Origin of the sequence: Flavobacterium sp. Root420 (genome assembly GCF_001427905.1) — a bacterium.
In the GTDB taxonomy this organism is placed as follows: domain Bacteria; phylum Bacteroidota; class Bacteroidia; order Flavobacteriales; family Flavobacteriaceae; genus Flavobacterium.
In genome coordinates, this window is sequence record NZ_LMEF01000034.1 from 38,804 (window position 1) to 52,373 (window position 13,570).

At 34.7% G+C, this 13,570-nt stretch carries 14 protein-coding genes; 10 read left to right on the plus strand and 4 right to left on the minus strand.

Annotated elements, in window-relative coordinates; all coding sequences use genetic code 11:
- Both ASC72_RS22965 and ASC72_RS22975 read left to right on the plus strand, forming a co-directional pair.
- Window positions 1-402 (plus strand): c-type cytochrome, encoded by a 402-nt coding sequence (locus ASC72_RS22965; RefSeq protein WP_056196565.1) that lies wholly within the window; start codon window positions 1-3, stop codon window positions 400-402.
- A gap of 257 nt (window positions 403-659) precedes the next feature.
- Window positions 660-1,109 carry a GyrI-like domain-containing protein gene (locus ASC72_RS22975; protein ID WP_056196572.1) on the plus strand — a complete coding sequence of 150 codons (450 nt, stop codon included), beginning with the start codon at window positions 660-662 and terminating at the stop codon, window positions 1,107-1,109.
- 52 nt (window positions 1,110-1,161) lie between these two features.
- Here ASC72_RS22975 and ASC72_RS22980 read toward each other — a convergent pair whose 3' ends face one another.
- Entirely contained in the window at window positions 1,162-3,222 is a 2,061-nt protein-coding gene (locus tag ASC72_RS22980) for a M13 family metallopeptidase (RefSeq protein WP_056196574.1), read from the minus strand.
- Window positions 3,223-3,423: 201 nt separating this feature from the next.
- On the opposite strand from ASC72_RS22980, the gene ASC72_RS22985 reads away from it, so the two are divergent.
- The 5 genes from ASC72_RS22985 (at window position 3,424) to ASC72_RS23995 (ending at window position 7,723) form a co-directional block, all read left to right on the plus strand.
- Complete coding sequence (locus ASC72_RS22985) at window positions 3,424-4,353, plus strand: DMT family transporter (protein WP_056196857.1); 930 nt, start codon at window positions 3,424-3,426, stop codon at window positions 4,351-4,353.
- Between the two features lie 135 nt (window positions 4,354-4,488).
- Window positions 4,489-5,154, plus strand: coding sequence for an SCO family protein (locus ASC72_RS22990; protein WP_056196577.1), 666 nt, complete (start codon window positions 4,489-4,491; stop codon window positions 5,152-5,154).
- 104 nt (window positions 5,155-5,258) lie between these two features.
- Window positions 5,259-5,498, plus strand: coding sequence for a FeoA family protein (locus ASC72_RS22995; RefSeq protein WP_056196581.1), 240 nt, complete (start codon window positions 5,259-5,261; stop codon window positions 5,496-5,498).
- Window positions 5,498-7,597, plus strand: coding sequence for a ferrous iron transport protein B (gene feoB / locus ASC72_RS23000; protein WP_056196583.1), 2,100 nt, complete (start codon window positions 5,498-5,500; stop codon window positions 7,595-7,597). Before ASC72_RS22995 ends, feoB begins: the two co-directional genes overlap by 1 nt.
- 6 nt (window positions 7,598-7,603) lie before the next feature.
- Window positions 7,604-7,723 (plus strand): FeoB-associated Cys-rich membrane protein, encoded by a 120-nt coding sequence (locus ASC72_RS23995; RefSeq protein ID WP_117595828.1) that lies wholly within the window; start codon window positions 7,604-7,606, stop codon window positions 7,721-7,723.
- A gap of 155 nt (window positions 7,724-7,878) precedes the next feature.
- Here ASC72_RS23995 and ASC72_RS23005 read toward each other — a convergent pair whose 3' ends face one another.
- From ASC72_RS23005 to ASC72_RS23015, 3 genes are all read right to left on the minus strand, one after another.
- Window positions 7,879-8,532, minus strand: a complete 654-nt coding sequence (locus ASC72_RS23005; protein WP_056196587.1) for an HD domain-containing protein — start codon at window positions 8,530-8,532, stop codon at window positions 7,879-7,881.
- Window positions 8,533-8,696: 164 nt separating this feature from the next.
- Window positions 8,697-9,689: an acyl-ACP desaturase gene (locus ASC72_RS23010; RefSeq protein WP_056196589.1), complete on the minus strand. Its 993-nt coding sequence runs from the start codon at window positions 9,687-9,689 to the stop codon at window positions 8,697-8,699.
- 54 nt (window positions 9,690-9,743) lie between these two features.
- Window positions 9,744-10,484: a 1-acyl-sn-glycerol-3-phosphate acyltransferase gene (locus tag ASC72_RS23015; protein WP_056196591.1), complete on the minus strand. Its 741-nt coding sequence runs from the start codon at window positions 10,482-10,484 to the stop codon at window positions 9,744-9,746.
- A 126-nt stretch (window positions 10,485-10,610) separates the two neighbouring features.
- Between ASC72_RS23015 and rnpA the strand changes: the two genes are divergently transcribed.
- The 3 genes from rnpA to ASC72_RS23030 all read left to right on the plus strand — a co-directional run bounded on the left by rnpA (window position 10,611) and on the right by ASC72_RS23030 (window position 13,568).
- Complete coding sequence (gene rnpA / locus ASC72_RS23020; protein ID WP_056196593.1) at window positions 10,611-11,015, plus strand: ribonuclease P protein component; 405 nt, start codon at window positions 10,611-10,613, stop codon at window positions 11,013-11,015.
- An 82-nt stretch (window positions 11,016-11,097) separates the two neighbouring features.
- Entirely contained in the window at window positions 11,098-11,928 is an 831-nt protein-coding gene (locus tag ASC72_RS23025) for a DUF4349 domain-containing protein (RefSeq protein WP_056196596.1), read from the plus strand.
- Between the two features lie 2 nt (window positions 11,929-11,930).
- Window positions 11,931-13,568, plus strand: a complete 1,638-nt coding sequence (locus ASC72_RS23030; RefSeq protein ID WP_056196599.1) for a S41 family peptidase — start codon at window positions 11,931-11,933, stop codon at window positions 13,566-13,568.
- Window positions 13,569-13,570 lie beyond the last annotated feature (2 nt).

A 13,570-nucleotide genomic window follows, 5' to 3' on the forward strand; every position in this document is an offset into this window, starting at 1 on the left:
ATGAAAAAAGTATTATTCTTATCTGCCGTTTTAGCTTTTGCATCTTGTAAAAAAGAAACAACTGAAAATCCTGATACAACCGCAACAGAAACCTATTCAGAAGGCGAATCGGCGGAAGCCAAAACACCGGAAGCTTTAGGAAAAGACATTTTTGAAGGAAAAGGAAATTGTGTTTCCTGCCATCAGACAGATCAAAAAATTATTGGCCCAAGTATTCAGGAAATCGGAAAAACGTATAAAGACAAAAAAGGGGATATTGTTACTTTCTTAAAAGGAAATGCGGACCCAATTGTTGATCCGAGCCAGTTTTCGGTTATGAAAACTAATTTTCCGGTAACTCAGGCGATGTCTGATGAAGAATTAAAAGCAATTGAGGCTTATATTTACAGCAATACAAAATAAGCACTATAACAATCAGGATTGTGTGAGATTTACACAACTGCTTGTCATCCTGGAACGAAGTGAGAGACTAAGTTTTGTTTTGGCTTTTAATCACACAGGAGACGCGGAGGCGCAAAATTTTGTTTCACGCAGAATCTGCTTAAATCTGCAGAATCTGCGTGAAACAATAATCCTTTTAATTTTTCAATTTCCTGATGACAGACTGTTGTCACACGACCATCGTAAATTTGAAATCAAACAAAATAATTTAACTAAAAATGGATATTCAAAAATTTAGTATTATTGGGATTTCAGTACGAACGACTAATGAAAATGGTCAATCAGGACAAGATATTCCTGCTCTTTGGAACAAATTTATGACGGAAGGGATTGCTGAAAGAATTCCGAATAAAATCGACAATTCTCTTTATTGTGTTTATACCGAATACGAAAAAGATCACACAAAACCTTACACAACCATTTTAGGGTGTCTGGTAAGCTCTTTAGATTTTATTCCGAAGGAAATGACAGGGAAAACTATTGAAAAAGCAACTTATCAAAAGTTTACTGCAAAAGGAAATCTTCATGAAAACATTGTTTTTAACGAATGGATGAAGATTTGGGATTCAGGTCTGAACAGAAGTTTTACCGCAGATTTTGAAATTTACGGAGAGAAAGCACAAAATCCGAAAAATGCCGAAGTCGATATTTTTATTGCAATTAAATAGATAAAACAAAAACGGCGCTAAAATTAGCGCCGTTTTTTTATGCTTGTCAATATTACCAGATTTTAACTCTTTTTGCTGGTTCTATATACATTTTGTCTCCTGCTTTAATTCCGAAAGCCTGATAGAAAGTATCTAAATTCTGAATTGGCACCACCGCTCTGTACATCCCAGGAGAGTGCGGATCAGTTTTAACCTGACTTTTTATAGCCTCATCTCTTGATTTAGTTCTCCAAACCGTAGCCCATGAAATAAAGAAACGTTGTTCTGGCGTAAATCCGTCAATTAAACCTGGATTTCCATTTGCTTTCAAATACAACTGCAAACCATCATAAGCTGCATTTGTACCTCCTAAATCACCAATGTTTTCTCCTAAAGTAAATTTACCATCTACGTGAATTCCCGGTAATGGCTCTAAAGCACTGTATTGTGCAGCAAGTTCACCTCCAAGAGTTGTAAATTGTTTTAAATCATCAGCAGTCCACCAGTCAACAAGATTTCCGTCTGCATTATAACGTGCACCTGAATCATCAAAACCATGAGAGATTTCGTGACCGATAACAGCTCCAATTCCACCATAATTTACAGCTTCATCAGCTTGGTAATTGTAAAAAGGTGGTTGTAAAATCGCTGCAGGGAAAACAATCTCGTTATAAGATGGATTGAAATAAGCGTTTACCGTTTGTGGTGACATTCCCCACTCTGTTTTATCAACTTGTTTACCTAATTTAGCAAGGTTTTCTGCGTAAGACCATTTTGATAAATTTTTCATGTTATCAAAATAAGTTCCGCCTTCACTAACATTTTTAAGTTCTAAAGCTGAATAATCTTTCCATTTATCAGGATATCCAATTTTAACTGTTAGCTTGTTCAATTTTTCAATAGCTTTTGTCTTAGTTTCAGCCGACATCCAAGGCAATGCATTGATTCTGTTTCTGTATGCCTGCATTACATTTGCAATCATGTTTTTAGCTTTATCCTTCGCTTCAGCAGGGAATAATTTCTCTACATAAAGTTTTCCTAAAGCTTCACCTGTTGCACCGTTGATTACCTGCAAAGCAACTTCCTCACACGGACGTTGTTTTAAAGCTCCTGTCAATGTTTTTCCGTAGAAATCAAAATTTGCATTTTCTATTTCTGTAGTCAACGTTGATGCCGCTCTGTTTAGTAACGACCATTTTAGGTACTCTTTCCACGCTTCTACTTTCTTTTCAGTAAAAGTCTTTTCTAAAGCGATCATATAACGAGGTTGAGCAACATTCACAGTATCTAATTTTGTCATTCCGATTCCGGTGAAATATTTATCCCATTGAATAGAAGGTGTATTCTTTTTCAAATCGGCAACCGCAGTTGGATTGTATTGTTTTCTTCTGTCTCTGCGTTCTACACGATCTAATCTTGGTGCGGACATTTCAACCTCTAAAGCCAAAATTTGTTTTGCACTTTCTTTTGCTTTTGCAGGAGACTCTCCAATAAACTGCATCATTCGAGCCACGTGAACCTCATATTTTTCACGTTTTTCTTTAGAATCTTTATCATCAGAATTGTAATAATCCTTATCCGACAATCCTAAAGTTCCAGGACCTAAGTTAACTGAATTTTTATTACTGTTTTTCGCATCAGCTCCAACATAAACTCCAAAGAAACCAGCACCGCCCTGAGATTGCATTTCAGTAAGATAATTTTGTATATCGGCTACATTTTTAATAGCGTCGATTTTTTTTAAGTAAGGCTGAAGCGGTGTAACTCCTCTTTTATTTCTTCCAACAGTATCCATGATCGTATTAAATAAAGCAATTGCCTTACCCTGATCTGTATTTGATTTATACTTTGGATCTTTTGAAGCTTCTTTTAAGATCGCCAATGAATTTTCGTCTGTTTTCTGACGTAGTTCATTAAAACTTCCCCATGAATTTCTATCACTCGGGATTTCAGTTTTTTCTAACCAGGTTCCGTTTACATAACGAAAAAAGTCGTCACCCGGACTAACTTTAGTATCCATATTCACAATATTGATACCCGGTTCTTTTGGTTTTGCATTTTGGGCCTGAACTGCAGTGAAAGTGAACATTGCAGAAACTACACAAAACATAGGTTTAGTAAGCTGTTTAATCATTTTTCTTTATTGTTTTAGTATATATACAAACGTATTGTTATTATTTTGAATACTATGTTAAAATTTACCAATAATTATTCCCGTAATTTAACATTCAATTTTCGAATAGATTTAAGCGAAAAGTTTCATGAATATTATGTCCGGTTTTTCGGAATATTTGAAATTGTTTTTGGAATATTTGTCAAAAGAAAAAATATAAAAGTGAGAGCAAAAATTCAGAATGCCTTTTCAGGAAAAATTGAAGCAATAGGATTTCCAATTTTGGCTTTATGCTGGGTAAGTTTTTTTTGGGGAACAACCTGGCTGGCATCAAAAGAAGCAGTTAGGCATATGCCTGGTCTTCAGGTAGCAACCATCCGTCAGTTTTTGGGCGGTTTGCTTTATGTTGGTTATTTTCTAATTAAAAAAGAACCCTGGCCAAAAGGCAAACAATGGAAAACGATTATTATTTTGTCTATACTAAATTTTGCCTTAAGCAACGGTTTAAGTACCTGGGGCGTAAAATATATCAGCAGCGGATTGGGTGCTATTATTAGTGCTCTTTTTCCGATTTGGATTATTATTATCAATTTTTTTAATGGCAAAAAAATTGCCAGAGTGGCTTTATTTGGAATTCTGATTAGTTTTGGTGGAATCTGTATTATTTTCATGGATTACTTATCTGATTTTTTAAAACCTGATTTTCAATTCGGAATCATTTTAATGACGGCATCAACAATTACCTGGGCTTTCGGAATTTTGGAAACGAAGAAAAAAGCAGCCAGTTTTAATCCGTATTTCAGTTTAGGCTTGCAAATGTTGATTTCGAGTGTGTTTTTATTTGGAATTACAGAAGTTTCAGGAACCAATATTCCATTGAGTGAAATCTCTATGAATTCCTGGTGGGCGATAATCTATTTAATCATTATTGGTTCAGTCTTAACCTTCATCGCTTTTATTTATACGTTGCAGCATCTTCCAACAGAAATCAGCAGTATCTATGTTTATATAAATCCGATTGTGGCAATGGTTTTAGGATCATTCATTTTTGGAGAAACGCTTACGCAGGCCATCGCCATTGGTGCAGCTGTAACTTTAGTTGGATTGTATCTGGTAAACAAATCTATTAGAAAGACTAAAAATTTAATTTAATCGCCACGAATTCAGGAATTAAAATGATAATAATTCGTGAATTCGTAGCCGTTAAAACCTTTACATCCTGTTAAAAGCAATACAGAATTAGCTTTTTAAAAACTGCTTTTTGTATTTTTGCGCCAAATTTTGTTTATGAAATCTTTACTATACAAATACCGCAAATTCTTTATTGTTTTAATTGTGTTTTCGGTAGTTACTATATCCTTATTTTACTCGGCTTTAAAACCACAAAAAACTTTACCCATTTACAATCCGTCTGACGTAAATCCTGAATTGGTTGACAGCACGATTCAGTACAAAAGTAAATACCATACGATTGCTGATTTTTCTTTTGTCAATCAAAACGGTGATACCATTACCCAGAAAAACTACGAAGGGAAGATTTACGTAGCCGACTTTTTCTTCACAACTTGCGGATCTATCTGTCCAAAAATGTCAACCAATTTATCCGAAGTTCAAAAGGCTGTTCTTAACAATCCCAAAGTATTGTTACTTTCTCATACTGTATTTCCAGAAGTAGACAGCGTTTCCGTTTTAAAAGCTTATGCCGTAAAATACGGAGTTGTAGACAGCAAATGGAATTTAGTTACCGGTGATAAAAAAGAAATTTATACTATGGCCAGAAAATCATATTTAGCTGTGAAATTAGGTCGCCCTGATCAATTGTACGATATGGTTCATACCGAGAATTTTGTTTTGGTAGATCAAAAGCGTCGCGTTCGCGGATTTTATGACGGAACAAATAAAGAAGAAATCAAACGACTTCTGGAAGACATCGAATTCTTATCGAAAGAGTAAATTTTACCTTATTTAAGTAAATTTTGGCACAATCAAAACCGTTAATTGCCTTGAAATAAAGAATTATTGCCTACTTTTGCAATCTAAATTCAATCTAAATAAGCTTGCAAAATACAATTCACACTCTGAAAAAAGGCGAAAAAGCCATTATCAAAGATTTTGATATCGATCTTATTCCTCTAAAGTTATTAGAAATGGGTTGTTTGCCGGGCAACTTAGTCGAATTACTTCAAATCGCTCCTTTTGGAGATCCTTTATATTTAGACATTAATGGCTCACATGTGGCGATTCGTATTGAAACTGCTCGTGAAATTGAAGTTGAACTTATCAAAACCAATTTGTAATGAGCATTCAAAATATAAATGTTGCCCTTATTGGGAATCCAAATACAGGTAAAACCTCTGTTTTTAATCAGCTTACCGGTTTAAATCAGCAAGTTGGAAATTACCCCGGAATTACGGTTGAGAAGAAAATAGGGTTTTGTAAATTACCTCATAACATCAAAGCAAATATTCTTGATTTACCGGGAACATATAGTTTGAATGCCAGTTCGATGGATGAAAGTGTTGTAATTGAACTTTTGCTGAACAAAAATGACAAATTATATCCAGATGTTGCAGTAGTCGTAACAGATGTTGAAAATCTGAAACGAAATTTACTGATTTACACCCAAATAAAAGACCTTGAAATTCCGACGATTTTAGTCATTAATATGTCAGATCGTATGGAAAGCAAAGGAATTACGCTTAATATTCCTTTTTTAGAAGAAAAACTAAAAACTAAAATTGCTTTAGTAAGTTCTCGTAAGGGTCATGGAATCGAGGAATTAAAAGAGCTAATCGTTTCATACAAAACGATTCCACATGAACCTTGTTTAAATGCCTCTGTTATTGACGTTGAATATTTTGAAAAACTGCAACACGCTTTTCCAAACCAATTATTGTACAAATTATGGTTGGTCATTACGCAGGATGTGAATTTTTTGAATTTAGAACGTAATGAAATCAGAAGCACTTTTACCAAATCACATTCAGAATTAAAACGTTTACAACAAAAAGAAACCATCAAAAGATATCAGTTTATCAATGATGTTTTAAAAGAAGGTTTACAGGTTGATGCTACGATGGCAAAAGACATTAGAGCCAAAATTGATCGTGTTTTAACGCACAAATTTTGGGGTTATATCATTTTCTTAGCCATTTTATTTGTGATTTTCCAATCGATATTCAGTTGGTCAACCATTCCAATGGATTTTATTGACAGCACCTTTGCTTCTTTAAGCAGTTGGACAGCAGCCGAACTGCCAAGTGGTATTTTAACCGATTTACTTTCGCAGGGAATTATTCCCGGAATTGGCGGAATTCTGATTTTCATTCCACAAATTGCCTTTTTGTTTCTGTTTATTTCCATTTTGGAAGAAAGCGGTTATATGAGCCGGGTTGTATTTTTGATGGATAAAATAATGCGCAAATTTGGACTTTCAGGAAAAAGTGTCGTGCCTTTAATTTCAGGAACAGCCTGCGCCATTCCGGCGATTATGGCGACCAGAAATATTGAAAACTGGAAAGAACGTTTAATCACTATTTTGGTAACCCCCTTTACAACTTGTTCTGCGAGGCTTCCGGTTTATACCATTATTATTTCCCTGGTTATTCCCGACCAACGTGTTCTGGGAATTCTAAACCTTCAGGGATTATCCTTGATGTTACTATATTTATTAGGATTTGGAACTGCGATTCTATCTGCTCTAATTTTGAATAAAATACTGAAATTCAATACCAAAACGTATTTTGTAGTTGAAATGCCAAGCTATAAAATGCCTCTTTTAAAGAATGTTGGAATTAATGTAGTCGAGAAAACAAAAGCATTTGTTGTTGGTGCGGGTAAAATTATCCTGGCGATATCTGTTATTTTGTGGTTTTTAGCTTCTTTTGGCCCTGGAAGAGATTTTAATGAAGCAGAAAACATCGTAAAAGAAAGATTTTCCAATACAACTTTAAATGAAATTCAGTTTGAAAACGAAGTTGCTTCTCAAAAATTAGAGAACTCCTATATTGGAATTATGGGTAAAGCTATTGAACCGGCAATCGCGCCATTAGGATACGACTGGAAAATCGGAATTGCGATTATCAGTTCGTTTGCCGCTCGTGAAGTTTTTGTTGGAACACTTGCCACAATATATAGTGTTGGAGACAGTGACAATGAAGCAACAATTAAAAGCAAAATGCAAAAAGAAGTAAATCCGAAAACGGGTCAGAAGATTTTCAATTTTGCCTCGGGAATTTCTCTTTTGTTATTTTATGCTTTTGCAATGCAATGCGCCAGTACATTGGCGATTACCAAAAAAGAAACCAATTCCTGGAAATGGCCGGCAATGCAATTATTCTTAATGAGTGGTTTAGCTTATTTTGTTGCACTTCTGGCGTATCAACTTTTAAAATAAACGGCCATGATACAAGAAATTATTGCCTTTGGAATATTACTTATTGCAATCGCCTTTTTGATCAAAAAATTCTTTTGGAAATCTAAGAAAAAAAAGGATTGCGGAGACGGGAATTGTGGATGTTAGAGAAAGGTTCTGAGATGCTGAGGCTCTAAGTTGCTAAGGTTTTAGAAAGGAATTTCGCAAAGATTCACAGAGTAAAAAAGCACAAAGCTTCACAGAGATTTAATTTTCTTTGTGAAGCTTTGTGGTTTCTTGGCGAATCTCTGTGGAATAAAAAACTATTTCACTCCCTCCCACTCCGCATAAAACTGCGCTAAAAAGGTTTCCATAAATTTGTGTCTTTCAGATGCGATTTGTTTTCCGGTTTCCGTATTCATTTTATCTTTTAAGAGCAAAAGCTTCTCGTAAAAATGATTTATCGTTGGTGCGTTATTCTTTTTGTACTCTTCTTTGCTCATGTTAGTTATTGGAGCAATTTCAGGATCATGTAAGGCACGATTTTTAAATCCGCCATAATTGAACGCTCTTGCTACTCCAATTGCCCCTATCGCGTCTAAACGATCAGCGTCCTGAACGATATCCAATTCTATAGACGAGAAATTCTTTTCGAAATTTCCGCCTTTATAAGAGATGTTTTCGATGATGTTTACCACGTGCTGAATTGTATCTTCTCCAACATTCTCAGATTCTAAAAATAAACGTGCTGTTTTTGGTCCGATGGTTTCATCTCCGTTATGAAATTTACTGTCGGCAATATCGTGAAGCAAGGCTCCAAGTTGAACAACAGTCAAATCACAATTGGTGTCTTTTGCAATCAGAAGAGCATTTTTATAAACACGTTCGATATGAAACCAATCGTGTCCGCCTTCGGCATCGTTTAGTTTTTCTTTTACGAACACAATTGTTTTATTTATTAAGTTGGGATTATTCATAGTTATTTTTTCTTGTGATGAAATGGAACACGGGTGACGCGGATTTAAACGGATTAACACAGATTTTATTAATTATATCTTTTAAATAAAAAATGTTGATTGCTTAAGTTTATAAAACCTCAGCAATCAACAATATATTTCAATCTAAAATCAGAAATCTAAAATTAAAGTCTCGCTGGTTCAACCCATTTGAAAATGTGAGATTCCTGAGGAATTACTAATCTTTCAGAAATTCTTGCCATACGAGCTGGCAATTTCATTAAGTAATCACGGGCTTTCTCTGCTTCATCTGTTAAACCAGACATTTTATCAATTTCCCACTTATCCATTAATTTCTGCATAATATCAACATAATCACTTGCGGTGTAAACGCCAATACGCTGTGCAGAATCAGAGAATTGTTCGAAAGCTGAACTGATCTTTTGACCTGATTCTCTTAAGAAGTGCGCCGGCATCACGATTTTTTGTTTCATCATGTATTGAAACGCCAACATCATTTCGCTAGGATCGACTGCAAAAATTCTGGTAACAAATTCGCTATAGGCATGGTGATGACGCATTTCGTCACCAGCAATCATTTTACACATTTTAGACAACTTGTTATCACCGAATTTCTTAGCCATTTGAGCTACTCTATTATGTGATACATAAGTTGCTAATTCCTGGAAACTAGTATATACAAAGTTTTTGTATGGGTCAGATCCAGTTCCGATATCAAAACCGTCGTTGATTAAATGCTGTGTTGTCATTTCGATTTCACGCATGTTCACACGACCAGACAAATACAAGTATTTATTTAGCAAATCACCGTGGCGGTTTTCTTCTCCGGTCCATTGACGGATCCATTTAGACCAACCGTTTCCACCATTTTCTATCTGATTTATTCCTTCAACATCCATCAACCAGGATTCATAAGTTGGTAAAGCCTCTTCAGTGATGGTATCACCAACAAGCGTAACCCAGAAATCATATGGTAATTCTTTGGCAATTTCGCGTAATTCTCTAACCTCTTCAAAGAAATTATCTCCTTCAGAATTAGGAAGAAAATCTGACGGCTGCCAAATTTTTTCTACTGGAATTAAATACTGTTCTACGAAGCTATCCACGTTTTTTTCCAAAAACTGCATTACTTCTAATCTAATGTTTTTTATAGACATTACTTATTTAAGATTGCGATTTCTGTTTCAGCTTTATTTCTGAAAAACAAAAATCTATTTATACTCGTTTACTCCTTCTACAATTGCCTTTTCTGTCAACTTCATTAACTCGGCAAAATCATAATCTTTTACTGCCATGGCTTTATGCGCGGTAAAGGTAAGATGATTTCCTAAACCAACAGGGAAAAACCCATATTTTACCATTTTCCATGAATTGTTGATGCTCACTGGTACAACATACGCTGATGGCGCATATTTGCAAAGGATTTTTAAACCGCTTTGGGCAAATTCTTTGGGTTTTCCTGTTTTACTTCTGGTACCTTCAGGAAAAATTACAGCAGATCTTTTGTTTTTTTCGATATATTCAGACAAGCCTTTGATTACCGGAATCGCTTGTTTTGGGTCTTTACGGTCAATTAGTACTGAACCTCCATGGCGTAAATTATAAGATACACTCGGGATTCCGCTACCTAACTCCTTCTTACTTACAAATTTACAATGAAAACGTCTAAAGTACCAAATCATTGCGACGATATCGTACATACTTTGGTGATTTGATACAAAAATCAAAGGAACTCCCGTGGGAATTGTCTCTCTATTTTTAATAGTATAAGTAGTTCCCACAAGATTGGTGCATCTTAAAAGGAAAAAATTTAAATAATCAACACTAACTTTATGAGCCTGATAGCCAAAAACATTTAGGCAAATCCATTGTATTGGGTGAAAAACAACCAGACACAATCCAAAACATAAATAATAAATTACGGATATGGGATACGAAATTATCTTTTGCATGCTTAAAAAAATTAATTGCCAAAAGTAATAAATAAATTTTTAGCGGTATAAAAATTGAAAACAATAACCGTTTTTATGGTTTAATTGTACCTTTGCCTATAAAATTGCAAATTTTTTCTGAATTAAATGAATTTTACTTACCCAAAAAAGGAACGCTTAAAGAGCAAAACGACAATTGGTTTACTATTTTCTGAAGGAAAATCGGTTTCGAAATACCCATTGCGTTTGGTTTACCGTCAGGCGGAAGCTGATTCAGAAGAAAAAATTAAAATGGGTGTTTCTGTTTCGAAGAAATATTTCAAGAGAGCCGTTGATAGAAATTACTTCAAACGCGTTCTTAGAGAAACCTATCGACTGAACAAACATTTGCTTTGGGATAATGCGGAACAGCCTTATTCTCTTATGTTTTTTTACCAGACCAAAGACAAATTATCTTACAAAGAAATCAATACCAAAACGATTCAGCTGTTTGAGAAATTTATACAACAAATAAACAAAACGACAGATTCTGAAACTAAAACAGAAATCTAAAATTTAGAAAAACAACTTTGTTTATCAAATTAGAGAAAAAATTATAAAAAAATTGTAGTTTTAGCTCTAAATTGGAACTTTTATGAGATATATTTTCTGTTTTTTCTGTTTTGTTTTAATACTTTCTGGCTGTAATAAATCTTACGAGTCCGACGAGAGTGTTATGGCTGTTCAAACGGTAAAACTTCCTCCTAAAATGGAGTCAGCTGCTTACGACAAAAGTCCAGATCCGGCAGTTCCGGCGATTAAACAAAAAATCGAACAGAAAATCATAAAAGAAGCAACTTTAAGATTTGAAACCGATAATCTTGAAACTACTTTCAATCAAATTCAAAAAGCAGCTGTCACTAATAAAGCGAGAATAATAAACGATTCTGAAGGAAAAGATTTTGCAACGGTTTTTAGAAATCTTACGGTGAAAGTACCAAGCCAAAATTTTGATCGTTTTATAAGCGATATTTCAAAAGGCGTTTCTTATTTTGAAGTTAAAAGTATATCTGCCGAAGATGTTACGGAACAATTTATTGATCTGACTTCCAGATTAAAAACGAAGAAAAAACTCGAAGAACGTTATCTTGAAATCTTAAAAAAAGCAAATAAAGTAAGTGAGATCTTAGAGATTGAAGAACAAATTTCGACTATTCGCGAAGAGATCGAAGCCAAAGAAGGCCAGCTGAAATATTTAGAAAGCCGCGTTTCTGAAAGCACCATTACTATTGAATTTTACAAAACAATTGCTGAAAAAGAAGGTGTTAAAATATCTTATGGCTCAAAACTGTGGACTGCGATAAAATCAGGATTCTATAGTTTATCTGATTTATTGATTTCCTTATTAAGCGTTTGGCCGTTTGTTATCTTATTCGTTGTTCTGGTTTATTTTATTAGAAAAAGATTAAAAAGAAAAAAAACATAATCATGTATCCTTATCTCAAAAAGAAGTTTGTTATACCAGCCGTTGCCGCAGGATTTTTATTTATAGGAACCAGTTTCAAAGATGATTTCTTTGAGATTGCCAAACAAATCGAAATCTTCACGACTTTATTCAAAGCTGTCAATACCAATTATGTCGACGAAACCAATCCGGGTGATTTGATGGATAAAGCCATTAAAAGCATGTTAGGAAGTTTAGATCCGTATACCGTTTACTTTAACGAACAAGATGTTGTCAATTTCAAAATCAACAATACCGGAGAATATACCGGGATTGGCGCTTTGATTTCAAGAAAAAAAGATCGTCTAATTGTTCGCGAACCTTATAAAAACTATCCTGCAGATAAAGCCGGATTAAAAGCCGGAGACGAAATTATCCAGATTGGTGATGTTTTAATTGCCGATTTCAAAGACGATGCTTCGCAATTATTAAAAGGAACAAAAAATACCAAAATCCCTATCAGATATCTTCGTCAGGGAAAGACTCTTACAACCGAATTAGTTTTGGATGAAGTTGATATTAAATCGGTTCCTTTTTACGGAAAAATTGATGAGAAAACAGGTTATATTGTTTTGGCCCATTTTAGCAGAAAAGCAGCTGCTGAAGTTAAAGAAGCATTAGAAAAACTAAAAGCTGACGGCGCCACTCAGATTGTTCTTGACTTAAGAGGAAATCCGGGAGGTTTGCTGAATGAAGCAATTGATATTTGTAATTTATTTGTTCCGAAGAATGAAGTAATCGTAACGACAAAATCAAGAATTGAAAAACACAACAACACTTATAAAACGACCAAAGAACCAGTTGATACTCAAATTCCGTTAGCGATTTTAGTGAATGGAAGAAGTGCCTCAGCTTCTGAAATTGTTTCCGGAGCGTTACAGGATTTAGATCGTGCCGTAATTTTAGGAAGCCGCAGTTTTGGTAAAGGTTTGGTGCAGCGTTCTGTTGACCTGACTTACGGAACACAGTTAAAGGTTACTATTTCGCGTTATTACACCCCGTCTGGTCGTTGTATTCAGGCATTAGATTATGCACATAAAGACAAAAATGGCTTCGCTCAAAAAACGGATGCTAAAAATTTCAATGCTTTTAAAACCAGAAAAGGAAGAACCGTTTTCGACGGCGGCGGTGTTTTACCAGATATTGAACTAGACGAAACAAAAATGAGTCCGATCACCACTGCCCTATTGAAAAACGACGGAATCTTTGATTACGCCACAACCTATTATTACAAAAACCCAAATTTAGGAGATAAAATTCCGGTTGTAAGCGATGGCGATTATGCCAGTTTTAAACAATATCTAAAAGTGAACAAAATCAGTTTTGATACTGAAACAGAAGTGGCTTTGAGAAATACTTTGGCAGCAGCCAAAACAGAAAAAATAGACGAGACCATTGCGCCGGAATATCAGCAGTTATTGGCAGCACTTGAAAAAAGCGAAACTACTTTATTGGATAAAAACCAAAAAGAAATCAGAGGTTTAATTCAGGAAGAGCTTATCAAAAGGTACCAATATCAGGAAGGTTTATATCAATTTTATATTAAAAACAATTCAGAAATTAAAAAAGCGGTCAGCGTCTTAAATAATCAAACTGAGTACAAAACGATTCTAAAGATTTAAGA

Coding starts and splice junctions, on each gene's coding strand:
- ASC72_RS22990 (WP_056196577.1), top strand. CDS start 4,489: ATGAAATCTTTACTATACAAATACCGCAAATTCTTTATTGTTTTAATT.
- rnpA (WP_056196593.1), top strand. CDS start 10,611: ATGAATTTTACTTACCCAAAAAAGGAACGCTTAAAGAGCAAAACGACA.
- ASC72_RS23005 (WP_056196587.1), bottom strand. CDS start 8,532: ATGAATAATCCCAACTTAATAAATAAAACAATTGTGTTCGTAAAAGAA.
- ASC72_RS23025 (WP_056196596.1), top strand. CDS start 11,098: ATGAGATATATTTTCTGTTTTTTCTGTTTTGTTTTAATACTTTCTGGC.
- ASC72_RS22980 (WP_056196574.1), bottom strand. CDS start 3,222: ATGATTAAACAGCTTACTAAACCTATGTTTTGTGTAGTTTCTGCAATG.
- ASC72_RS23995 (WP_117595828.1), top strand. CDS start 7,604: ATGATACAAGAAATTATTGCCTTTGGAATATTACTTATTGCAATCGCC.
- ASC72_RS22965 (WP_056196565.1), top strand. CDS start 1: ATGAAAAAAGTATTATTCTTATCTGCCGTTTTAGCTTTTGCATCTTGT.
- ASC72_RS23030 (WP_056196599.1), top strand. CDS start 11,931: ATGTATCCTTATCTCAAAAAGAAGTTTGTTATACCAGCCGTTGCCGCA.
- feoB (WP_056196583.1), top strand. CDS start 5,498: ATGAGCATTCAAAATATAAATGTTGCCCTTATTGGGAATCCAAATACA.
- ASC72_RS22975 (WP_056196572.1), top strand. CDS start 660: ATGGATATTCAAAAATTTAGTATTATTGGGATTTCAGTACGAACGACT.
- ASC72_RS23015 (WP_056196591.1), bottom strand. CDS start 10,484: ATGCAAAAGATAATTTCGTATCCCATATCCGTAATTTATTATTTATGT.
- ASC72_RS23010 (WP_056196589.1), bottom strand. CDS start 9,689: ATGTCTATAAAAAACATTAGATTAGAAGTAATGCAGTTTTTGGAAAAA.